The sequence below is a fragment of the Limnothrix sp. FACHB-881 genome (genome assembly GCF_014698135.1).
GTDB lineage: Bacteria > Cyanobacteriota > Cyanobacteriia > CACIAM-69d > CACIAM-69d > CACIAM-69d.
Genome location: NZ_JACJSN010000003.1, coordinates 36499 through 59393, shown reverse-complemented (window position 1 = coordinate 59393; position 22895 = coordinate 36499). Strand labels below are relative to the sequence as shown.

Sequence of the window (22895 nt, the reverse complement as noted above, 5' to 3'; positions counted from 1 at the left end):
ATGGCCGATCGGGAACGGATTCTGGGTCTTGATCCGGGGCTAGCCATTTTAGGATTTGGGGCAATTAGTGTTCCCGCTGTTGGGGATCCGGTTTTTGGGGGTGATGGTTCGTTGGGTTGGCGATCGAGCGATCCGGTGGCGATCGACCCGGTGGCGATCGAATTGATCGACTTTGGTATCATTGCCACCCCTGCCGGCCAGCCCATTGGCGATCGGTTGGTGACCCTTCACGACGATTTGCACGCGGTCATTGACCAAATTGAGCCGGATCGGGTGGCGATCGAAAAACTCTTTTTTTATCGGATGGGCAACACGATCGCCGTAGCCCAAGCCCGTGGGGTGGTGTTGCTGGTTTTGGCTCAACGGCAACTTCCTTGGGTAGAATTCACACCGGCCCAAATTAAGCAAGCCCTCACCGGCTACGGCAACGCCAAGAAGCCCGAAGTGCAAGCCGCCGTGGCCCGGGAACTGAATTTGACCACCTTGCCCAAGCCGGACGATGCGGCCGATGCGTTGGCCGTGGCGATCGCCGCTTGGGGGGCGGAGGCTGCCAATCGCGGCTAGGAGCCAAGCGGCTCACGGGTAGCGTTAATTGGCTAGAAACCAGTTGGTAGCAGGTTGTTGGAGTTGCAAAGTTGCGGGGCGAGAGCGATGTTGCGAATCAGTCAGGGGCTGGAAACACCACAACTGATCACCTCGGGAAACGCTGCTCGCAAAAGCTGCCAAATCGATCGCACGCTCCTGGAGCCGGAACACCCCCAACATCAACATTGGATGGGTCACGCCTTGCAATTGGCCGCCGCTGCCGGGGCCGCTGGGGATGTGCCCGTGGGGGCGATCGTGGTGGATGGACAAGGCCAAGCGATCGCGCAGGCCGAAAACCGCAAGCAACGGGATGGCGATCCCACGGGTCATGCGGAAATTTTGGCGCTTCAACGGGCCGGGCGATCGCGCCAAAATTGGCATCTAAACGATTGCGTTCTTTACGTCACTCTGGAGCCTTGCCCCATGTGTGCGGGGGCAATTATTAACGCTAGACTTGGGTTGCTTGTTTTTGGGGCGATCGATCCCAAAGCGGGAGCCATTTGTTCTGTGCTTAATTTGCCCGCCAGTGCCGCTTCTAATCACCGATTGCCGGTTATTGGCGGTGTCTTGGGCCAAGACTGTCAGCAACAATTACAAGCCTGGTTTCAACAGAAGCGTCCCGATCGATTCTGTACCCAGCCTTCGGAAAGCACCTGAATAGTATCTTGGAGTACTTGCCAAACGCCAGTTGTTGTGAAATTAAAAACCGCAGCCTCTTATTTTTACTACTAGATTCGTTGATTTATAAACTTTTGATATGTCGATTTTGATTTTTCAAATATCCCTATTGGCACCATTATCTCATTCATTTTAAAAATCTCCAAATCCATCATTTGATGAATAATTCAATCAATTAATTATCAATTTAGTAATTAATTTCTCGGATCAATCTTTTAAATGAATGTTTAGGATTGATGTTTAAATCCAGAACTAGAAATTACATCTAAACTGATTATCGCGTTACATGGTAAATGCCATCAAGCAGTTAGTTGGTATGCAATGATCACCCTCCTAATTATTGGATCTGAAACTCATTCAAATCAAAATTCAAGAGATCTAATTTTCACTCATCTAGGCTATATCTTCCTTCACTAATTAACTCTGAGAAATCTGAAGGGCTGATCGGGGACGAACAAAATTGAAAGAGATAGAAAGCTGCTGTTGGATGATCGTAACTACTTGTGAAGAGATTAAGTGCTTTTAAGAAAACCTTATTCTGAAAATAATAAAATTATTGTTCACTGCTGAAATGGCGAAAGTTTGATGATGGCTGCCGCAAATCCCCCAACCTGTGATCAACGATGCAGAGATGATCGACGCATAGTTGATCGATCGCCAGCCATCTCCCCAACCTCTGAGGCATCGGAACTTCAACCGTTTGCAGGCCCCCACCCGATCGTCAACAGTGCCAGACAAAGCCTGAGCACTGGCCCCGACAAGCCAAAAACTATAGGCTAAAAACTAAAAGATGCCTGGAATCCTTCCTGGAATCCTTCAAGGTATAATTTGACTTCGCTGAGACTTGTGTTGGGGGCAGAATGGCAACTATTTCTAAAAAAATTTGTCTGGTTGGCGATTTTAGTGTTGGCAAAACCAGTCTAATTCGTAGGTTTGTTGATCGTCAATTTAGTGATCAATATTTGTCAACCGTTGGCGTTAAGATCTCCAAGAAACTAATTGATGCCACTAGCCTTAAATTGCCAGAAGGCGACAAGTTTCAATTAATGGTCTGGGATATTGAAGGACGCACAGATTACAAGCCGATCGATGTGTCCTATCTCCGTGGTGCGAGTGGAATCATTATTGTTTCTGACAGTAGCCGCATGGAAACGGTAGAAAACCTCGACCGCCACCTACAAATGTTTCAGCAAGTTAATCCTAAGGGATCCGTCGTGATTGCCTTTAATAAGGCAGATCTCATTGAACCAACAATGCTGACTAAGGTTATGGGGTTGCATAGCTTTGCCCATGAGTCTCAGGTGGTGGCGACCTATGCCACTTCCGCCAAAACGGGCGATAATGTTGACAAGATGTTCCTAGAGCTATCGCAATCGATGCTCAATGGGTAACCGAAGGAGAGCTATAGTCTTCAAGGTCTTCATGGATGCAATAGTTGGCATCCACAGTGGGTAATTTAAAGTCAACTTTGCTGTTGCTGCGGCCTCTTGAGCAGAATGAAATTATCCTTGCCTCAGCATATCCAATTGATTGTTGTGAACGAAGCCTTCCAGGTGGTTTCGGTTCAGGGCAATGTGGCTCCTTTGATCGACTCAGGATTGCTGGAGATGTTGGTGGAGTCTGCGGAGGCGGGAGCGATCGCCCCGATCGAGGCCCCAACGGATGGGGCTGTGGATCACTCCACCGGCCAGTTGGCACCCACTGCCCCGGGTCTCAGTCCTGAGCAACTGGCTGCGCAATTGCTGGGGCTGGAGATTTATGAACTGTTCCCAGAACTCTTTGGGATTGATGAAATTTTGGTGGAGGTGGCAGCGGGCGATCGCCCAGAATTCAACATCAAGGGCATTGGCCGTGTCACCGCCCATGGCTCCCCAATCTATTTTGATATTCATATTACGGCGCACCCCAGCCCAACTGCTGAACACTATTTAATTTTTTTCCTAGAAGATGTAACTGATCGCATGAGCTTGGAGCAAGTGTTGGTTCAAGCGACTAATGAAAAACATCTGTTGATTCGGAATTTAGAGGAAACCAAGCAACAGATTGATCAAATTATTTCAGCTATGAGTGAAATGCTGCTTTTGGTTTCAGAAGCAGGGTTAATTCGGATGGTGAATCCGGCCACTCGTCATCTGTTGGGTTACGAAGCTGAGGAGTTAATTGGTCAGCCCATGTCGGCAATTTTGGCGCGCCGAGATGCCCCATCGGCTCCAGAGCCAGGACACCTATTGGCGGCGGAGGAAGGGGAAGCAGTTTGCCAAACTAAGACCGGCGCAATTTTGGTGATTGCCTTTTCCCGATCGCGCCTCACCAACACCCTAACGGGACAATTGGGGCGTGCAGAAACGGTTCAAGATTTTCTATATGTGGGGCGCGATGTTACGGAAGAAAAACGCCGCCAACGATATCAATCGGTTCAACATTTAATTACGCGAATTATTTCTGAGTCGAATATTGCCACCCAAGCTCTGTCGGCAGTGGTTCGAGCTTTGTGCCAAGAATTTGATTGGCAATTGGGAGAATTTTGGTTAATCGATCGCACAGACGTTGGCAGCGGAAATCCATCTGCCCATTGCATTGATCACTGGCTGTCTCCCATGCTGGAAATTAGCCACGATTGGAAGCCAGTGCGTTGCCTGCGCTTGAATGAAGATCACAGCTTCCTCTCACAGGTTTGGCAAGCAACGAAAGCTAAATGGCAACAAGATCTCCCGAATCAAGCGGTCCCGGCGGGAACTTTGGAAATTCAAAACCTAAACTTCAAAACGGGGTTTGGATTTCCGATTAAAACCGGCGATCAAGTTTTGGGAATTTTGCTATTTTTCAAACAAGCCTCTCAACTCGTGAGTCCTGATCTGTTGAATCTGGGCGAAAGTTTGGGCAGCCAGTTGGGGCAATATGTGGAACGTCGCAAGGCCGAAGAAGCCCTGTTACTAGAGCAAGAAAAATCTGAACGCTTACTGTTGAACATCCTGCCGGAAACGATCGCCCATTGTCTGAAGCGCAATGCCAGAACGATTGCAGAACAGTTTGCTGCCGTCACCGTCTTGTTTGCGGATATTGTCGGTTTTACGGAAATCGCTTCAAATTTGAGTGCGATCGAGCTGGTGGAATTATTGAATGAAATTTTCTCGGAATTTGATCAGCTCACGGAAATTCATGGCCTAGAGAAAATTAAAACCATTGGCGATTCCTACATGGTGGTAGCAGGTTTGCCCACCCCTCGTGCTGACCATGCTCAGGCGATCGCGAATATGGCCCTGGATATGCAGTTAGTCATGGGTCGGTTTAACGACAGGCAAAAACGTGATTTTCAAATTCGCATCGGGATTCACAGTGGCTCCGTTGTGGCCGGCGTGATTGGCCTGAAGAAATTTATTTATGACCTTTGGGGGGATACGGTCAACACTGCCTCGCGGATGGAATCGCATGGCATTCCAGGGAGAATTCAAACCTCAGCCGCCACCTATGCCCTGCTCAAAAATTCTTACCAATTTGAGCATCGTGGCTTAGTTCACATCAAAGGGAAAGGCGATATGGATACCTATTTCCTGTTGGGTCATATGCCCTAAATAATGATTCGTGATAGTGATTGGTTATGTTGATTAAGTCGATCGGCAACTTGATCAACATAACCCTAGAAATGATGGGTGTTGATAATGCAAGCCGGTAGTGTTGGCTAGCCGCTTCCACCAAATTCCTTTACAATGCAGGGCGGCCCTCAATTGTGATTGAAGCTCCCAAAATCAGAATATTCAATCACTGCTACCGATTGTTGCGATTAACGATCGATTGATTTTCAGTCCCCGATCTCTGCTGTTGTTATGACCCTGCCCTCAGAAGACTCGCCCCTTTATAACCATCCTTTGCCACAAATTGAGACGTGGCTGCTATCCCAAGGTTGCACCCAAGATCGCGAAGCATTGCATTGTTGGCATATCCAAAAGGATGCTTGGCAGGCAACGTTATATCTAGAAGAAGATCGCCTGACGGTTTACTACTTGGATGCGGATGGATCTGGAGAGTCTACCCAGCGATCGTTTAAATATTCCTTGAGTCGGCGGGATATTGAAGATGCAATCTTCTCGGGGCCTTGAAGCAGAGTCCTGCGCTGGAATCTTGATCCGAAGTTTTGTGCGAAAGCCTTGAACGAAATTCTTGAAAATCGCTAGCGAGCTTGAGGTTCAACCCGTCATTATTGGGGTGCAAACTTTATTTGCGAACTTTATTCGCGAACTTTGAGCGTGAACTTTATTTGGTGCGTACTTTGCCGTAGCGTCGATCGCGCTTTTGATAGCTCATGAGGGCTTGATGGAAAGCGGCGCGATCGAACTCTGGCCACAGGGTTTCGGTGACGTAAAGCTCTGCGTAGGCAATTTGCCACAACAAAAAATTGCTGACTCGCATTTCGCCGCTGGTGCGAATGATCAAGTCGGGATCGGTGAGTTCGCGCGTGTACAGGTGTTGCTCAAAGAGCTGTTCATCAATGGACTCGATCGCCAGGTCACCGCTTTTGACCTGAGCGGCGATCGCCCGACAGGCCTGCAAAATTTCTTGTCGTCCTCCGTAGTTGGTGGCTACGGTGAAATTCAGAGCATTGTTGTGGCGCGTAAGGTCTGAAGCATGGGCAATTTCTGCCTGCAAAGAATCGGGGAGCGCATGGATATTGCCCACAAATCGAATGCGCACCAACTCTTCAATTAATTCTTGAAGTTCTCGCCGCAGAACCTTCTCAAAAAGCATCATCAAAAAGTCTACTTCTTCGGCGGGGCGACCCCAATTTTCTGTCGAAAAAGCGTAGACCGTGAGGGCTTGAATGCCCCAATCTTTGCAGCAGCGAATTAAGTCTTTAAGGGTATCAACTCCCCGGCGATGGCCCATGATGCGTGGGAGGCCGCGCTGCTTTGCCCAGCGGCCGTTGCCATCCATAATCACAGCAACATGGCGAGGCAACAGCGCTTGATCGAGATCGGCGGGCAATTCACGCGATAGGAGTTGTTTTGCGGTCATATGAATCGACGCAAGATAAAGTCTTCACCACCTCTGCGAATGGAGAACGCAATGGGAGGTGAATTTGAGAGCAGTTGTGCAGGAAGTCTCGTTCAGATTAGCGCGTGTCAACAAAAATTGCTGGCTTGCTTCCCATGAGCATACCCGAACGATCGCAACTCGACGCTCTCCCCGGGCGGCCCCACGGGGTAGGGGCGTTGGCCGGCGAATCTAGGGGTTGGCTGGGCCGTTTGAATTAAGGGCCGGAATGGTTGGGTGAGGGACAGAACTTGCACCGGGCACGGGTATCTATCGCCGCTTACGCCACAGGCCCGTGAAGAATAGTAACTGTCGCCGCAACTGTCGCAGGGATGTGACTCGCTGTTCCCGATCGCTGGGCGAGGCGAGCTTGGTTTTCAGAATTTCCCGCAGACGACTGCTAGCGATCGGGCGTTCCAGTTGGCCGCGCTCCGCCACGGAAATCGACCCGGTTTCTTCGGAAACGACAATGCAAAGACAGTTGGCCATCCGTTCCGTCACGCCCATGGCGGCCCGGTGGCGAGTTCCAAGCTGGCGAGAGGCTTGGCGATCGGACAGGGGCAAAATGGCTCCCGCTGAAGTGACCCGATCGCCCTGAATAAAAACCGCTCCGTCGTGCAACAGGGTGGAGGTTTGGAAAATGGTTTGCAGCAGCTCTTTCGAGACTTCCGCATCCAAACGCACCCCAGGCACGGAGAAATCGCGCTCATCGATCGTGCCGCTGGTTTCCAAGACCAACAGGGCCCCTGTGCGGTTTTGGGACAGTTCCCGCACCGCGTCTACCAGTTCATCGATCGTGTTGTCGGTGCCTGGGGCCGTGTCGGGCGATCGGGACAACAACTCCCCCACTTGGCCCCGGCCCAACTTTTCCAGCAAGCGCCGAAACTCCGACTGCAACATAACGGCCATGGCCACGGCCGCCCCAACCGTCAAGTTGCCCAGGAAAAAACTCAAGAGCGACAGCCCCCAACGCTGGGCCACCGCCGCCGCCAACATCAGTACGACGAACCCGCGCACCATCCACAGGGTTCGCCGTTCGCCGACGACGGCCAACAGGGCATACGTCAGGAGCAAAACTAGGCCGATATCGATCGCTTGCAGCAGCAACAGCGGGTCTCGGACAACTCAAGAATCGGTCTACGAAATGGCGCAGGCCCCCAATGCGCAGGCCCCCAGTGGACAACCGTTGATGAACCCTGGGGGCAAAACGGGGGGCGGAAGGTCTAGCTCAGCCCTTGCAGCCGATCGGGCAGGCGATCGAACCGCAGCAAGTCTTCATCCGTTTCCCGTTCCAGAATCAGATCGGCCTGACCATTGCGCACCAAAACCGCCGCCGGTCGAGGCACGCGGTTATAGTTCGAGGCCATGCTGGCGTTATAGGCCCCCGTGGCCAACACCACCAACACATCCCCCGTTTCCAGGGCCGGCAGTTGAGCATCCCGAATCAGCACATCGCCCGATTCACAGTGCTTACCGGCTACGGTAACCGTTTCCGTGCAAGGGGCGCTCATTCGGTTCGCCACCACCGATCGATACAAGGATTGGTACGTGATCGGTCGGGGATTATCGGACATGCCGCCATCCACGGAAACGTAGGTGCGGATGCTGGGAACCGTTTTTTGGCTGCCCACTCGATAGGCCGTGAGGCAGGAAGACCCCACCAGCGATCGACCCGGTTCGCACAGCAACTTGGGCAGGGGCAACCCCGTCCGATCGCAGGCTGCCGTGATCCCTTGGGCGATCGTTTGCACCCACTGCTCAATGCTCGGCGGGTCATCGGATTCCGTATAGCGAATGCCCAAACCACCGCCCACATTCAACTCCGCCACCGGCAGCCCCAACTGCTGGGCCTTAACGAACCACTGCACCAGGGTATCGGTCAAATCGCTGTGGGGTTGCAGCTCAAAAATTTGAGAGCCGATGTGGGCATGTAGCCCAATGCAGTGTAGGTGGGGTTGCTGGGCCAAAAACTCCAGCACTTCATCTACTTGGGTTGGATCAAAGCCAAACTTGCTGTCAATGTGGCCCGTGCGGATGTATTCGTGGGTGTGGCATTCAATGCCGGGCGTGATCCGCACCATCACCCGAATTGGCTCCGAGACGGAGAAGCTGGCCAAGGTGTGCAAGTCAAGCCAGTTGTCGGTGATGATGTTGCAGCCCGATCGCACGGCCAATTCCAGCTCAGCCCGGGATTTGTTGTTGCCGTGCAAATAAATCTTGGCGGCCGGCGTGCCCGCTCGCAGGGCCGTGAGGATTTCGCCCGCCGACACCACATCCACGCCCAAGCCTTCCGACTGGGCGATCGCGCAAATCGCCAAACAGCTCCAGGCCTTGGAGGCGTAGAGTACCTGGGATTCTCCCGCATAAAACTGCTTGAATGAGTCTCGGTATTGGCGACAGGCCGCCCGCAGTCCTTCCTCATCCAGGATGTATAGAGGCGAGCCAAACTGTTCCAGCAGCTCCACCACATCGCAACCGCCCACTTCCAAATGGTCGTGATCGTTCACGCGAGCCGTGAGGGGCATCAACAGTTGGTTGGGTGATGGCTCAGGGCCACCTTCGGATTGGGGGTGAAGATATTGCAGGCTGGAGGTTTGGGAATCCGTCTGATCAGCGTGATTGGTTTGGGGGCGAGCAGCGGGCGTAGCAACCATCGGTTTGTAGCAGTGCGGGTTGGGTGGTTATGGGGAATTGGCAAACGTTGGCAACCATTGGCAACCACAGAACCGGCGATCTCCATTAGATGCGCTTCCGATGATCCTCTGATGCTCCGATGGGCGATCGATCCAGTGTGATCGATCTAGGGCGATCGGGACACAACCCGATCGATCACCAACCTACCGACACCGAATCTACCGAGCTGACGAATATGAACATCAATCCAGAGCCGATGATCATGGTTGCCAACGTTGCAAAACTCGCGATCGAGACCAGAGGAAAACCAGCGGCCAACCACAGCATCTGAAGGAGCGATCGCCGTGGATCTAACCATTTCGGCCCCCTGGCCTATCCGGTTAGTTTACTATTGCGCGGCCTGGCCTGCGTGGCTCCCCAGGGTCTCAATTGATCGAGTATTGTTGAAATCAACGAGCCGATCGAACCCCCAACACAAGATCCCCACCTCTGATCATGATTTCTTTGGAAACCTATCCCGGCCTCTATCTGTTTCAGTTGCTGTTTGTGCTGTCCTTCACGGGCGTGATGATTTGGCAGGCGATCGAGTCCATCAAAACGATTGATCAATAATCAGAGCCGATCACCAGAGTCGATCACCAAAATCAATCAGTCGATCGTTAATCATCATTGATCAACATCATCGACCAATGGGATCAATGGTTTAGGGAATTGATCAAGCAATCCTAAACAGACCAAAGACAAGGGGTTTAAACCCCTTGCCCCGATGATTTGCCTGGAGATGGTGGTGGATCCGGTTCGATCGACTTTGATCAATACTTTGATCGATATCGATTTCGATCAAAATTGATCGAACCCGCAGATTGCGATCGCCAACGGCGGCCCAAGTTCTGACTTGGGTTCCGGCGTTTTTGAAATTGCTGAATCGGGATGACAGGATTTGAACCTGCGGCATCCTGCTCCCAAAGCAGGCGCGCTACCAAGCTGCGCTACATCCCGGTGTTGACGGCCAACGTTGATGGCCGGCGCTGGTGGCTTGCACGGGAGAGAGTTCGCCCGCAGCCACAGACAAGGCCATCATATCACAGACGCTGTGAATGCTGAGGCGGAACAGGCGCAGGGACTCCAACCACCGCCCGCTCAGCCCTAATCTGGATACCAAAACATGCCTTTAATCCCTTCCGGATCGGGCATGAACCCCAGACCCTTGTAGAAATCCACCACGTGGGGATCGGCAAAGAGCGTAATGTTGCTGATGTCTTCGCGGCGTAACTGCTCGATCGTTTGGCGCATCAACGCCTTGCCAAAACCTCGGCCCTGAAAATCTGGATGCACCACCACATCCCACACGGTGGCGTTGAAAGCATGATCCGACGTGGCCCGCGAAAAGCCAATCAGTCGCCGCTTTGCGCCCCGCTGCTCCCACATGGACAGCACCAAGAAGCTGTGTTGAATCGCTTTTTTCACCTTGCGCAGGGGCCGACGGGCCCAGCCCACCGCATCGCAAAGCTCTTCAAGGTCGTACAGATCAATATCGCGATCGGTACTAAAGAAAACCCGAATCTCACCCGTTTGCGGATCTCGCTCCAGGGGTTGATAGCCGGGAACCGCCTCGACCGTTGCGGCCGGGCGATCTCCCTGTGTTCCAAATAAGCTCTTCCAAAACCCCATGTGAGCCTACACGATCTGTCTTAACACTTGCCAGCGACAGCCAGTACCCGAGACCAATTCGCCACAACGACGATGCAGCCATGGGGCTAATCACTCAACCGGCAAGGGGCGCGATCGCTCTGCACCGTGCGGTGATTACCACGCCATGGTTGGTTGAGGTTGGTTTAGAAAACGCTGTGATTGCGCTCTATTGTGCCATGGGTTGCGCGAAACTTGGATCATTCCCGGTAACTGGCAACCCAAGACTGAAAAGAAGCCGCCGCAACCCCGAATTCCAACCCAAATTCAGGAGCCGTTGATCAACCTCAGCGATCGATTAAGCGGTTTCGCCACTGCCCGGCCAGCCCAGCCATGTGCCGGTTTGGCGCTTCTGTGGTTCAAGGGGCGGGGTTGCCCACCGAGCCGTCAATTTCTATGCCAATATAGGTTTTAATGGGAACCATAAGCCAAGTCCCTTGGCCTGCCATCGATTGAGATCATCAGGCCATCTAAAAAAGTCCCGCTAAAGAAAGTCCCGTTAAAGTCGCGTTGCGGAACCGGCGATCGCGCCGTCACCCTTGCTTGTTCTGAGGCTGGCTGGCAAAGCTGGCTGGCTCTGAAGGGTGCTCCCCGTCGCGATCGCCCACCGTGGTTATGACGCGAAAGGCGGCCGGTTGGGTTGTGTCAGCCTGTAGAGCGGATGAAGCCAACTTCACCGCCACCCAACAGGATGTTTCCCGATTGCGGCATTTGTTAGCAAATTGCGGCAATTGTTAGTGAAATAGTGACGGAATGTCAAGATGGATTCAAAGCGCTATCAGCGGTAAAACACGGTGGCAGGTGCGGTTTCATCCGGTATGAGTTCGGGTCTCAAGCCCTCAACGCTCGACTTGCTCAAGCGCTTCAACCGGGCCTTTCCGCAATTTTATGAGCAGTTTGTCAGCAGTGAGATTCAACTGCAAAATCTGCGCTTGGCCTATCAACTCTACAAAACTCGCCAAGCGGTCATTGAACTGAAGCCGGAAGGGGGCAAAAGCGCACTGCATTTTGCCTATCGCAACCAATCCTTTCTGCTCAGTGACATTTTTGGGGTGCTGGCGGCCTATGGCCTGACGATCCACAGCTTGAGCCTTTACGGGCAAATTCACCCGCCGATGCTGGTGTTCATCAAGTTGGTGGTGTCTCGGGGCAGCAAGGCTCTGACGGAGAAGACTTCGGAAAATGTTTGCCGCGCCATTCGTGAAGCGCTGGCTGGCCACTTCGAGGTGGAAGAGATGCTGGCGGTGGAATTCAACCTGGATGCGGGGTTGGAGCAGGTGGAAACGGAGTTCTATGTGGATCCGGTGTTCCATTTGCCCGCTCTGTTGATTGAGGCGGATAACCAGCCGGGGTTGTTCTACAAGGTGATGTATGCCATCTGGCAAGAGGATTTGCTGGTGGTGAATGCCAATTTGCTGGTGTGGCGGGGACGAACAAGGCTGATTTTGTATCTACTGGGCCCCAATGAGAGCTTGATTCCAGAATATCTGGGTCAACGAATTGCGGAAGGGGTTCGTCAACGTCTGATGGGGTGCTAAGTTGGAAGCCCAAGGGGAATCACCCATCCGGGTATTTCCCCCCCAATCTCTGACGATCGCCCTTGGCCGTCTCAGAGTACCAATGGCACAATGGGGCGATTATTAGAAATTTCCTTCCTGAAGGGGAAATGGGGGCGTTCAGGCGGCGCTGGCGGTTGACTGTCCCGGTTTTTTGGGCCGGTGGGTCTGCGCAGGTTGCTTTGAAGGTCAGTTGCTCGATCGGGTGGCGTTTTTGGCGCGATCGCGATTGGTGATTGTTCCGCGTTTGCCCATGAAAGCGCTCCCGTGAAAGTTCTATTGAAGCTGGTCTGATATTGAGGGTTAGCTGTTTTGGGTTCAGGATCTCACCGCGTGCTGGAAGAGTCGCAACTGAGCGATCGCGATCTCATTGAGCGCATTAGCGCCGGAGCGATGGATCGCATCCTGTTGTTTTTGGCCTTTAGTGCCATGCGAACCGGTGGCCACCGCCACGGGGCATTTTTGGATGCGGCGGCTACGGCGGCAAAATGCGCCATTTACCTGACTTATTTGGAACAGGGGCAAAACCTACGCCATACGGGCTATTTGCACCACATTGAGCCAAAGCGGGTGAAGGCGATTGTGGAGGAGGTGCGCGAGGCCTTGACGGAAGGCAAGCTGCTGCGGATGTTGGGATCCCAGGAGCCGCGCTACCTGATTCAGTTGCCGGCGGTTTGGATGGAGCGGTTTCCCTGGAAGCCGGGTCAGCCTCGCATTCCGGGGACGAGCCTAACCGGTGAAGAAAAGCATTATTTGGAACGGAAGCTGCCGGATCAGTTGCCCGATGCTCAGGTTTTGAACTCGTTCCAGTTCATGGAGCTAATTGAGTTTTTGCATCGCCGATCGCAGGAGCCATTCCCGATCGAACAGCAAATGCCCCTGAGCGAAGCCCTGACGGAACATATCAAGCGGCGATTGTTGCACTCGGGAACGGTGTCGCGCCTGGACTCGCCTTGGGGAATGCCGTTCTATGCCTTGGTGCGAGCTTCCTACTGGACTCCGAAGGATTCCGAAGCCCGAAGCTACACGGCGGTGGAGGATACGGCGACCTATTTCCGGTTGCTGCGGGAATGGGCGGCGAATCCGGAGAAACAACAGGCCATGCGGGCGATCGAGGAGTTGGATATTGCGCCCGATCGCCTGGGAGAAGCGATGGCGGATTTGGATCGGGTGCTGCGGGAATGGGCCGATCGACACCATACGGAAGGTGGCCAGCCGATCGTGGTGCAACTGGCAGCGGGCGATCGGATTGACCACCTAGATCCCTAGATCTCTAAGACACAGATGAGCCTTTCAGGGGCTTAATTCGGCCATTGGCATCGGGCTTGACCGGCTCAAATAGCTGGTGGGCGGTGGCGAAGGAACCGTAGCGATCGGGGTTGGCCGCAATTGCCGCTTGCAAACAACTGGCGGCGCGATCGAGAGCCGTTTGGCGTTCCCAGTCACTGCAATCCGATCGCTGGGTTTGCAGCAGGTAGCAACAGGCCTGGCAAAATTGCAACTCCGGTAATGATAGGCCGCGTTCGGCTGCCTTCAAGTAGCTCATCAGGGCCGCTTCCGGTTGCCGCAGCCGGAGTTGTGCCAGGCCGCGGTTATACCAAGGAGTGGGCTTGGTGGGATCGCGCTTGATCGTTTCGTCGTAGCTTTTGATCGCCGCTTGTAATTGCCCGATCGAGAAGAGGGCATTGCCCCGATCGTACCAAGCATTAGGTTGTTCAGGGTTCAGGGTCAAGGAGAGATCATAGCTGGCGATCGCCTCCCGAATGCGCCCCAACTGCCGCATCAGGCGGCCGCGATAGTACCAGGTATCCGCATCGGCCGCGTCAAAGGTAATGGCTTTTTGGTAGCTTTCGAGGGCCCCTGCCAAATCACCTGCCCAACGCAGGGAAATCGCGCGATTATGCCAAATATTGTGGTCGCCATCCCGCAAGCCGAGGGCCTTGTCATAGCTGGCAATGGCTTCATCGTGGCGCTTGAGATTGTCTAGGACGATCCCGCGCTGATACCAAGTGGCGGCGCTGGCGGGTTCCAATTCCAGCGATCGCTCATAGCAGGTGAGCGCCTCGCTGTCTCGATTGAGCTTGCGTAAAACCACGCCGCGATTGTGCCAGGCGCGGGGACAGGTAGGATTCAGTTCGATCGACCGACTATAGTTATGGGCGGCCGCTTCCCAATGGCCCAGCCGGAAGTGGGTTACGCCCAAATTATTCCAAAGACGATGATCGAGTGGTGCAAAGTTCAGCGCCTTTTGATAACTGGCTAAGGCTCCCTCCAATTGCCCAGCGCCATCAAGGGCCGTGCCCCGGTTATACCAATAGTGGGGATTTTGCGGCTCCAGCACCAACGCCCGATCGTAATAGGTGATGGCATCCTGAAGGCAGCCGGTGCGAGCCAGGGCATTGCCGCAGTCATTCCACAGGGCACTGCAATTGGGAGCGAGGCTAATCGCCTGGCCAAACAGCTCGATCGCCTCTGTCCATTGCCCCGATCGACAAAGCCCTAGGGCCAAGGTGTAGGATTCCAGGGCAGCAGGCTGGAGAGCAGTGGTGGCATCGGGGGAATTCACAGGATTGTTTCCATCCCAAAAGCGCGTTGAGGGCAGCTTGGAGCAGGGGGGAGCGTGGCCAACCCCCATAGGCTGGCTAAGGTATTCTGTGGCCCTTGGGGGCAATCCAAACAGAAAATTAGCTTCATTCTACGTGGGCATTTTACGTGGGATCTCGGAGGGGCGCTTGTTCGTGCAACGGAATTTCACAGCCATCACCCCTAGCTTGGGTTAGGTTGCCTTGGGGCTGGTGTGCCCAGCAACCGAAGATTTCGGTTCGAGACGGCCGGCCGGTTCAGTCGGCTAGTTCGTCTATTGTTTCAACTGTTTCAACGATTGATAATGTTCATGTTAGGGGTTGAGCCGGTGATAACACAATTGCGTGGTGGTTTGGTCGTGTCTTGCCAGGCCCCGATCGATTCCCCCCTGCGGGATCCTCAGATCATTGCCACCATGGCCCAAGCGGCTGTGTTGCGGGGGGCGGTGGGTATCCGTTTAGACAGTCCCGAGCATGTGATGGCAACCCGATCGCGCTTGGGGGCCGATGTACCAATTATTGGCCTTTGGAAGCAGGTGCTACCCGGCTCCTCGGTTTACATCACGCCACGCTTTGCCGATGCCGCCGCGATCGCCGCCGCCGGAGCCGACATCATCGCCATTGATGCCACCCTGCGATCGCGCCCCGATGGGGACACCGCCGCCCAACTGATCGATCGCATCCATCAGGAATTGGGGAAACCGGTAATGGCCGACATTGACACCTGGGAAGCGGCCGAAGCCGCCGCCCAAGCGGGAGCTGACTTGGTGGGCACAACGCTGTATGGCTACACGGAAGCGACCCAAGATCAGACCCCGCCGGGATGGGATCTGTTAACGCAAATGGTCACGCGCCTGACAGTACCTTGCATTTGTGAAGGGGGCATTGCTTCGCCGGCCATGGCCCGGGCTGCGATCGATCGGGGAGCCTTTGCCGTGGTTGTGGGAACTGCCATCACGGGGATCGATCTGCAAGTGCAAGCCTATCAACGGGCGATCGCCCTGGAGTAGTCTGAACAGTTTGTTGGGGCTGAGCTGGATTGTTTCGATCGCCTCGATCGCCTCCGAAATTCACGGCGGGATCTCGGTTCCAGCCGCTTGCGGATCCCCAAGATTCCATCCTTAAGAGTAATGGGGCGATCTGTTCGATCGCCCCATCACTTCACAACTGAATTTCAAGCAAAGGGTTCATCACACCCGATTCAACGGGATTGAACCCGATCGGGCTGGGCTGGACTCGGTTGAACCCAAATCATCGCCCGGCCCGACTCATCACATGGCAACGGTTAGCTACACCAACGCAGGCACAGCCGCCGGAGTGGGCCACCGCTTCAGGGCCCGGCCAAATTCCGCCAACTCCACCATCAACGCATCGAACTGATCCGGAGTCAGGGATTGGGGCCCATCCGACAGGGCCTTCTTCGGATTTGGGTGGACTTCAATCATCAGCGAATCACAGCCCACAGCCATCGATCCCTTGGCCATCGTGGGTACGAAGTGGGCCCAGCCCGTGCCGTGGCTAGGATCCACCATAATCGGCAAGTGGGTGAGGCGGCGCAGCACCGGCACAGCGGCCAGATCCAGATGGTTGCGGGTGTATTGGCGATCAAACGTGCGAATGCCGCGCTCGCAGAGGATCACGTTCGGGTTGCCCGCCGCCATGATGTATTCCGCGGCCATCAACCATTCCTCGATCGTGGCAGACATCCCCCGCTTCAGCAGCACCGGCTTATCTTGGGCCCCAATCTGCTTCAGCAGCGAGAAGTTCTGCATATTGCGGGCCCCCACTTGCAGCACATCCGCCACTTCGTAGATCTTTTCGATGTCGGCCGTGTCCATCACCTCCGTGATGATCCCCAATCCGGACGCATCCCGAGCCGCTGCCAACAGTTCCAAGGCACTTTCACCATGGCCCTGGAACGCATAGGGCGAAGTCCGAGGCTTGAAGGCCCCACCCCGCAGGAATTGGGCCCCGGCTGCCTTGACTCGCAGGGCCGTTTCCACAATCATTTCCTCGTTTTCCACGGAGCAAGGGCCCGCCACCACCGCGATCGGGTGGTTTTCGCCAATGGTTACCGGGCCGTTGGGGGTAGGAATCGTAACCTCGCTGGCTTCCCCGTGGCGATATTCCCGGCTGGCCCGCTTGAACGGCTGTTCCACCCGCAGCACCTGTTCAATCCAGGGGCTAATTTCTTCCATCCGTTCGGGATCCATGCTGGCCGTGTCGCCCACCAGACCCAGCACCACCTTATGTTTCCCGACGATTTTTTCGGGATCCAAGCCCCAGCTCTTGAACTCGTCCGCAACGCGATCGATCTCTTCAGCGGGTGCGCCCGCACGCATCACAATGATCATGATTGAAGCCTCTGTTGATGGGATTTTGAGCGTTTTAGGAGTGTAGCCAGGCTAGCTGGCAGACCAAAGCCGCGATCGAAACGCCGCCAGGCCCCCCACGCGCTTGCCCAAGCCCCGCCGTCGAACTGATAACACCACCTGCGTTCCTGACACCCTTGCCCCCGCTAACCCGTTACGGATTGGATCCCACATCCCTAAAGCGCGCGGAGCCGCCAGGTATCCTGGCAGCCCCGTTCGTCCTCTCTAGTGTAATTAAGATTTTTCTTTGTTTCGGGCTGACTGGGCTGCTCGCCAACCTTCAACCATTCGGCCAAAGTTCACCCGAAACTCCCCGATTCCCCACAAGCTGCCTGGCGCTGTTTCATCCCATGACGAAGACAACACCCCATAGCTCAAACCCAACACCCCCAGCACCAAGAATCCCAAACTGGACGAAAAAACCAGCACATTGGGTAAATGGACTTCTGTTTGCGTGTTGACAAAGTAGGCCCCGATGAAGCTGGCAAAGCTCAAGACCGTCGGGACACCACAAAACACCACCATCCGTTTGGCCATGCGCTTACTCACCGAATCGGGAATTGCCATTTCCGATCGCGTGTAGACCCGTTTGGGAGCGGAGTCCGGCTGGGTGGTTTGGGCGGGCTTGGCTTTGGTGGAGGGAGGCAGCGGGTTCAGCTTGCGCGGAGCCGGTGTCGTCGCAGGGGTTGGCTCGGATTCAGCCTTGGCCTTGCGGCGTTTTCCCGGTTCAAAGGGCAAGCGATCGCGCGGCGATGGAGAGGGAGGCTCGCCTGACACGATGGATAGCGCTCCCTAACCGCGAATGCCGAGTTTCTTGATCAGCGCTTGGTAACGCTCACGATCCTGCTTCAGGATGTAAGCCAGCAGGCGCTTACGGCGACCGATGATTTGCAGCAGACCACGACGAGAGGCGTGATCTTTCTTGTTCTTTTTCAGGTGTTCGCTGAGTTGCTCGACGCGCGCCGTCAACAACGCCACTTGCACATCCGCCGAGCCGGTATCGGTGCCGTGGGTTTGGAAGTCATTGATGACGGTTTGTTTGCGCTCTTGTTGCAGGGGCATGACGAATTTGCTTGGGTGTTGCTAAGTACAGACAGCAGCTCTCTAGAATATCACGCTCAGACCGGAGTGCAAGGGGACGATCGCTCGATTGCGATCGCCCCCGGGTTCACAGCGGCCGGGAAGCCCAAAGCCGCCCGGAAGTTGCCTCAAAAACCCCTACAAAACCCCCTAGACCGTGACTTGGGAGACTCCCTAAAAGTCACCTTCGGCGCTGGCTGCGGCCGTGGCCGCATGATCCAACTTGAGCACCAACACGCCCAACGGAGGCAAGCAGAGGTCGATCGAGTAGGGGCGATCGTGGAACCACCATTCCTCCGCCCATTTGCCCCCTAAATTGCCCATGTTGCTGCCGCCATATTTGCGCGAATCGCTATTGAGCACTTCGCGATAGAAGCCCAACTTGGGAACCCCCACGCGGTAATGGGAATGGGGTTGCGGCGTGAAATTACAAACCACCACCACAAAATCCTTGTAATCCTTATCCCAGCGCACAAATGAAACCACACTGTGGTTGTTGTCGCTGCAATCAATCCACTCAAACCCTTCCTGACGGCAATCTTGGGTATAAAGGCAAGGCTCGTTGCGATAAAGCTGATTCAAATCAGTCACAAACTGCTTCAGCTTCTGATGGGGTTCGTATTGCAGCAAATGCCACTCCAAATCACCCCAAACATTCCACTCACTCCATTGGCCAAACTCCATGCTCATGAAGAGCGTTTTCTTGCCCGGGTGCGTGAACATGTAGGCATAGAGACAGCGCAAGTTGGCGAATTTTTGCCACTCATCACCGGGCACTTTTCCGAGCATATTGCTCTTGCCATGGACAATTTCATCGTGGGACAGAGCCAGCATGAAATTCTCGCTAAAGGCGTACCAAATGCTGAAGGTGACGTTGTTTTGGTGGAATTGGCGGAACCAGGGATCCATCGAAAAATAGTCGAGGATGTCGTGCATCCAGCCCATGTTCCACTTCAAATTGAAGCCTAAGCCTCCCACATAGGTTGGCCAGGAAACCATCGGCCAAGCAGTGGACTCTTCCGCGATCGAGAGTACGCCGGGATAGTAGCTGAACAACAGATGGTTGGTTTGCCGCAGAAAATCAGCCGCTTCAATGTTTTCTCGACCACCGTACTGGTTGGGCAACCATTCCCCATTCTCGCGGCAGTAATCCAGATACAACATTGAGGCCACCGCATCCACGCGAATTCCGTCGATGTGATATTTGTCGAACCAGAAAAGGGCATTAGCAACTAGGAAATTCCGCACTTCATTGCGGCCATAGTTGAAGATTAAAGTGCCCCATTCCTTGTGTTCGCCCTTGCGGGGATCAGCATGTTCATAAAGGCAAGTGCCGTCAAATCCTGCCAAACCATGGCCATCTTTCGGGAAGTGACCGGGCACCCAATCCACAATCACACCAATGCCGTTTTGGTGACATTGATCGACAAAATACATGAAGTCTTGAGGCGTGCCATAACGCGAGGTGACTGCGTAATAACCAATGACTTGGTAACCCCAAGATCCATCAAAGGGGTGCTCTGCTACGGGCAACAATTCCACATGGGTGAAGCCCATCTCTTTGACGTAGGGAATCAGGCGATCGGCCAGTTCTTTATAGGTCAAAAACCGAGTGCCGGGCTTCAGTTCCGCCACTGAAACCGATTCGGCCGGCGTGCCGTCGTAGTGGGTTCCGGGAAATGCAAAGTTTTCATGCAACCAGGAGCCGAGATGGACTTCATAAACTGAAACCGGCTGTTCTAGGGGCGCGGTGTGGCGGCGCTTGTCCATCCAATCGTTGTCGCTCCACTGGTAGTGATCCAGGTTGGCCACGATCGAGGCGGTTTTGGGGCGCACTTCCTGCTGGAATCCGTAGGGATCGCTCTTTTCGTAAATGTGCCCTTCCCAGTTTTTGATCTCGAATTTGTAGGGATCTCCTGCTTTCACGCCGGGGATGAACAAATCCCAAACGCCGCCGTCCATTTTCCGCATTTGGTGCTTGCGGCCGTCCCAGTAGTTGAAATCGCCCAAGACGGAAACATTACGCGCGTTGGGGGCCCAAACGGCGAAGTAAACGCCGCTGACTCCTTCAATTTCCGTGAGGTGGGCCCCCAGTTTTTCGTAAATGCGGTGGTGATTGCCTTCGCAAAAAAGGTGAACGTCAAAATCGGTGACCAGGGGCGATCGAAAAGCGTAGGGGTCATAGAGCACCCGCTCATGCTCTCCTTCTTGGATCCGCAGTTGGTAGTTGGCGATTTCGTGACGGGTGATGGTGCACTCAAAAAAGTGCGGGTGATGCACAGAGACCATCGGCACTTCAAGACGTTCTTCGGGAAAGATCGCCCAAGCGGCGCTGGCGCTGGGCAAATAGGCCCGAATTGCCCAGGTTGTTTCACCATCTTGCTGAAGCACCAGGTGGGGGCCAAGGACTTCAAAGGGATTGTGATGATGGTTGTGAACAATCCGATCGACTTGATCTTGGGCAATGGTAGGAATCATAGGGCGATCTTTTAAAACAACAGTCGAAAACAGTGGTCGAAAACAACAGTCGAAAAACAGCGGTGACGAACAAAAGGGCGCAGACAAAAACAGCAAACGGCCATTTAGCCTGGGGAGCCACCGAGAGCCGTTTGGGGGCCGAAACTTGGGCGATCGCGCGCCCAGTGCCAGCGGCCACCATTCACCTTCAGGAGCATCTGCGGAATGGCTGAGACCTGCACAGTAACTGGGTTAGGGTTACCAAAAGCGTTTAACAAGGGGCTATTAGCAGGGGGCTTTCAATGGTTGGTTTCCGAGGGAAATTCTCAGCTTTTCGGGGTTAATTCTTGGAGTTAATTCTTGGGATTAATTCCTGGGGTTAGTTTTCAGGGCTAATTCTCGGGGTTAATTTTCAGGAGGAAGTTTCAAGGGAGCAGGTCAAAAACGCTTGATCAAAAGGGGTATTCATTGCGATCGATGAGTGTTTGTCAACCATTAGCAACAGAAATTTGCACAGGGTTGCACAGACCATAGCAAATGGCTGCTGTTGTCTCAAGGGCGATCGGGGGCCTGGTAGTCGCCAGATTTGCCGCCGGTTTTGGTAATCAGCCGCACGGCCTCAATTTGCATTGACTTTTCTAGCGCCTTTGCCATGTCATAAAGGGTCAAGGCGGCTACCGATGCGGCCGTGAGCGCTTCCATTTCTACGCCCGTTTCGGCTTTGGTTTTCACGTTGGCTTGGATGATGTAGCCCGGAAGGGCGCGATCGGGCGTGAGGGTGACCTGCACCTTGCTCAGGGGCAAGGGATGACAAAGGGGAATGAGGTTAGCCGTTTGTTTTGCGGCCATGATTCCGGCAATGCGAGCCGTCCCCAGCACGTCTCCTTTGGGGGCATTGCCAGACTCGATCGCCGCGAGGGTGGCGGGCAGCATTCGGACACGCGCTTCGGCCAGGGCTTCCCGCGTGGTGGCCGTCTTGGCGGAAATGTCCACCATTCTGGCTTCACCGCTGCCGTCCAGGTGGGTGAGCGAAGGGGCGGCCACGGCTCGATCGCCCCCCCCAGCGGCCAAATCAACGGCAGTGGCTGGGTTTGGCCCTCGCTCCAAAAAATTTTGGTCGAGACTTGTCATGCTCCGGATAACCTGTGCTATGATTGTTCGGCGCTAAACGGTTAACCGCCGTCGAGCTAGGGCGTGTAGCTCAGTGGATAGAGCACGTGACTACGGATCACGGTGTCGGGGGTTCGAATCCCTCCTCGCCCGTTTCAAGAAAACAATACGCTAAAAAGCTCTGATTCTAAGAACTTTTGCAGTTTTGAGTTTCGGGATTCTCGCGATCCCGCTGAAACCGGTTGGGTCAGTCAGACTGAGTTTCTGACGAGATAGACCGAGCCTCCGCAAGCCGAGCCTCAGCAAGTCGAGCACCTGAGTTTTGGTTGGGCTGTTCCTTGGCTCGATCCAGGAACCGAACCAGCGCACAGCGGCATCCCCAGCCCAATGGATCAGAGATGATTTAAAATCCCTGATCGCAAAGGACTGAATTGGATCCCATTCCCGAGCCAAGGTTAGGCGATCGGGATGTTGGAGCCATGCAAAGCGCCGAAGTTAGCCTAGTTGCGTTCGATCCACTTTTGGGCCCGCAACCGGAGGGCTACGGCATTTACCAACAGGTCTAAGCTCGCCTTCCGCTCATCAATCAAGAAGGGTTCGAGGGTGCTGTGGGGGCCGCCTTTTTCCGTGTAGGAAAATCCCTTGGTGGCGTTGATGTCGTCCTTGGGGAAATAAACCCGAAATTCCCGATCGCCCCAACTACCAATCACCTGAGAGCACTGGTTGTCTTCCAGCCCTTTGATGGGAACGGTGGCATTCACAAACTGCAACGCCAAGCCGGCCACACCGCGATCGACCAGGGCCTTTTGCAGGGCGGGCAAATATTCGGTTTCAATAAATTCGCCAAAGGGCTTGTCTTCCGGTTTGGGGGCTTTTTCTTTGGCTGGGGCAGCTTTTGGGGCCGCAGCGGGGGCCTTCGCTTGTACTTCCGCTTTCACTTCCGGATTGTCAGCCATGATGGTTCAGCAAGTATGGTGCAGAAAATAGCGGGGCGATCGGGTTGCCTAGGTTCAACCACCACCGCCGGGACGTGACCCACAACGGGCGATCAGCAATGTGGGGGTTCTTGCGGGTCTCGAAACCTAAGCAACTGAAATCTAAACAAGTATTGTACGGAGCGGCGG

Annotated in this window: 23 protein-coding genes and 2 tRNA genes; 9 read left to right on the top strand and 16 right to left on the bottom strand. The window is 54.3% G+C overall.

All coding sequences use genetic code 11. The annotated features are described in order from the left end of the window. The 5 genes from ruvC (at position 1) to H6G52_RS04400 (ending at position 5360) form a co-directional block, all read left to right on the top strand. Positions 1–564: a crossover junction endodeoxyribonuclease RuvC gene (gene ruvC, locus H6G52_RS04420; protein WP_190526724.1), complete on the top strand. Its 564-nt coding sequence runs from the start codon at positions 1–3 to the stop codon at positions 562–564. Positions 565–651: 87 nt separating this feature from the next. After that, a complete protein-coding gene (gene tadA, locus H6G52_RS04415) occupies positions 652–1242 on the top strand; it encodes a tRNA adenosine(34) deaminase TadA (protein WP_190526722.1) in 591 nt (196 codons plus the stop codon). 881 nt (positions 1243–2123) lie between these two features. Beyond that, positions 2124–2654 carry a Rab family GTPase gene (locus H6G52_RS04410; protein ID WP_099531890.1) on the top strand — a complete coding sequence of 177 codons (531 nt, stop codon included), beginning with the start codon at positions 2124–2126 and terminating at the stop codon, positions 2652–2654. 105 nt (positions 2655–2759) lie between these two features. Then, positions 2760–4835, top strand: coding sequence for an adenylate/guanylate cyclase domain-containing protein (locus tag H6G52_RS04405; protein WP_190526720.1), 2076 nt, complete (start codon positions 2760–2762; stop codon positions 4833–4835). Between the two features lie 252 nt (positions 4836–5087). Continuing rightward, the gene (locus H6G52_RS04400) at positions 5088–5360 is read left to right on the top strand and encodes a DUF3143 domain-containing protein (protein ID WP_190356165.1); all 273 of its coding nucleotides are present in this window, start codon (positions 5088–5090) and stop codon (positions 5358–5360) included. 154 nt (positions 5361–5514) lie between these two features. Here the strand turns inward: H6G52_RS04400 and H6G52_RS04395 are convergent, their stop codons facing one another. From H6G52_RS04395 to H6G52_RS04360, 8 genes are all read right to left on the bottom strand, one after another. Next, positions 5515–6273 (bottom strand): isoprenyl transferase, encoded by a 759-nt coding sequence (locus H6G52_RS04395; RefSeq protein ID WP_190526718.1) that lies wholly within the window; start codon positions 6271–6273, stop codon positions 5515–5517. A gap of 288 nt (positions 6274–6561) precedes the next feature. Further along, positions 6562–7401, bottom strand: a complete 840-nt coding sequence (gene cdaA, locus H6G52_RS04390; RefSeq protein ID WP_190356167.1) for a diadenylate cyclase CdaA — start codon at positions 7399–7401, stop codon at positions 6562–6564. A 113-nt stretch (positions 7402–7514) separates the two neighbouring features. After that, complete coding sequence (gene lysA, locus H6G52_RS04385) at positions 7515–8945, bottom strand: diaminopimelate decarboxylase (protein WP_190526716.1); 1431 nt, start codon at positions 8943–8945, stop codon at positions 7515–7517. Positions 8946–9091: 146 nt separating this feature from the next. After that, positions 9092–9283: a hypothetical protein gene (locus H6G52_RS04380; RefSeq protein ID WP_190526714.1), complete on the bottom strand. Its 192-nt coding sequence runs from the start codon at positions 9281–9283 to the stop codon at positions 9092–9094. 567 nt (positions 9284–9850) lie between these two features. Next, positions 9851–9924: transfer RNA gene (locus tag H6G52_RS04375), tRNA-Pro, on the bottom strand. Continuing rightward, on the bottom strand, positions 9902–10054 hold the full coding sequence (locus H6G52_RS04370) for a hypothetical protein (RefSeq protein WP_190526712.1): 153 nt from the start codon (positions 10052–10054) through the stop codon (positions 9902–9904). The genes H6G52_RS04375 and H6G52_RS04370 overlap by 23 nt, the downstream gene beginning before the upstream one ends. A 17-nt stretch (positions 10055–10071) precedes the next feature. Continuing rightward, positions 10072–10596: a GNAT family N-acetyltransferase gene (locus H6G52_RS04365; RefSeq protein WP_099531882.1), complete on the bottom strand. Its 525-nt coding sequence runs from the start codon at positions 10594–10596 to the stop codon at positions 10072–10074. 551 nt (positions 10597–11147) lie between these two features. Then, the gene (locus H6G52_RS04360; protein ID WP_099531880.1) at positions 11148–11345 is read right to left on the bottom strand and encodes a hypothetical protein; all 198 of its coding nucleotides are present in this window, start codon (positions 11343–11345) and stop codon (positions 11148–11150) included. 87 nt (positions 11346–11432) lie between these two features. Here H6G52_RS04360 and H6G52_RS04355 point away from each other — a divergent pair, with 87 nt between their 5' ends. Both H6G52_RS04355 and hetR read left to right on the top strand, forming a co-directional pair. Continuing rightward, positions 11433–12152, top strand: a complete 720-nt coding sequence (locus tag H6G52_RS04355) for a hypothetical protein (RefSeq protein ID WP_099531879.1) — start codon at positions 11433–11435, stop codon at positions 12150–12152. 330 nt (positions 12153–12482) lie between these two features. After that, positions 12483–13439 carry a heterocyst differentiation master regulator HetR gene (gene hetR / locus H6G52_RS04350; protein ID WP_255407481.1) on the top strand — a complete coding sequence of 319 codons (957 nt, stop codon included), beginning with the start codon at positions 12483–12485 and terminating at the stop codon, positions 13437–13439. A gap of 4 nt (positions 13440–13443) precedes the next feature. On the opposite strand, the gene H6G52_RS04345 is transcribed toward hetR, so the two are convergent. Then, entirely contained in the window at positions 13444–14736 is a 1293-nt protein-coding gene (locus tag H6G52_RS04345) for a tetratricopeptide repeat protein (protein ID WP_143472900.1), read from the bottom strand. A 327-nt stretch (positions 14737–15063) separates the two neighbouring features. Here H6G52_RS04345 and H6G52_RS04340 point away from each other — a divergent pair, with 327 nt between their 5' ends. Then, positions 15064–15762 (top strand): N-acetylmannosamine-6-phosphate 2-epimerase, encoded by a 699-nt coding sequence (locus tag H6G52_RS04340; RefSeq protein ID WP_190526710.1) that lies wholly within the window; start codon positions 15064–15066, stop codon positions 15760–15762. A 279-nt stretch (positions 15763–16041) separates the two neighbouring features. On the opposite strand, the gene aroF is transcribed toward H6G52_RS04340, so the two are convergent. The 6 genes from aroF to moaC all read right to left on the bottom strand — a co-directional run bounded on the left by aroF (position 16042) and on the right by moaC (position 21792). Further along, positions 16042–17106 (bottom strand): 3-deoxy-7-phosphoheptulonate synthase, encoded by a 1065-nt coding sequence (gene aroF / locus H6G52_RS04335; RefSeq protein ID WP_099531877.1) that lies wholly within the window; start codon positions 17104–17106, stop codon positions 16042–16044. Positions 17107–17157: 51 nt separating this feature from the next. Then, on the bottom strand, positions 17158–17298 hold the full coding sequence (locus H6G52_RS04330) for a hypothetical protein (protein WP_158234325.1): 141 nt from the start codon (positions 17296–17298) through the stop codon (positions 17158–17160). A 60-nt stretch (positions 17299–17358) separates the two neighbouring features. After that, positions 17359–17901 (bottom strand): photosystem II biosynthesis protein, encoded by a 543-nt coding sequence (locus H6G52_RS04325; protein ID WP_190526708.1) that lies wholly within the window; start codon positions 17899–17901, stop codon positions 17359–17361. A 15-nt stretch (positions 17902–17916) separates the two neighbouring features. After that, positions 17917–18186, bottom strand: a complete 270-nt coding sequence (rpsO, locus tag H6G52_RS04320) for a 30S ribosomal protein S15 (RefSeq protein ID WP_099531875.1) — start codon at positions 18184–18186, stop codon at positions 17917–17919. A 192-nt stretch (positions 18187–18378) separates the two neighbouring features. Then, entirely contained in the window at positions 18379–20682 is a 2304-nt protein-coding gene (gene glgB / locus H6G52_RS04315) for a 1,4-alpha-glucan branching enzyme (RefSeq protein ID WP_190356157.1), read from the bottom strand. A 531-nt stretch (positions 20683–21213) separates the two neighbouring features. Then, the gene (moaC, locus tag H6G52_RS04310; RefSeq protein WP_099531874.1) at positions 21214–21792 is read right to left on the bottom strand and encodes a cyclic pyranopterin monophosphate synthase MoaC; all 579 of its coding nucleotides are present in this window, start codon (positions 21790–21792) and stop codon (positions 21214–21216) included. 59 nt (positions 21793–21851) lie between these two features. On the opposite strand from moaC, the gene H6G52_RS04305 reads away from it, so the two are divergent. Beyond that, a tRNA-Arg gene (locus H6G52_RS04305) sits at positions 21852–21924 on the top strand. 347 nt (positions 21925–22271) lie between these two features. Here the strand turns inward: H6G52_RS04305 and H6G52_RS04300 are convergent. Continuing rightward, positions 22272–22727 (bottom strand): DUF2996 domain-containing protein, encoded by a 456-nt coding sequence (locus tag H6G52_RS04300; protein WP_099531872.1) that lies wholly within the window; start codon positions 22725–22727, stop codon positions 22272–22274. Positions 22728–22895 lie beyond the last annotated feature (168 nt).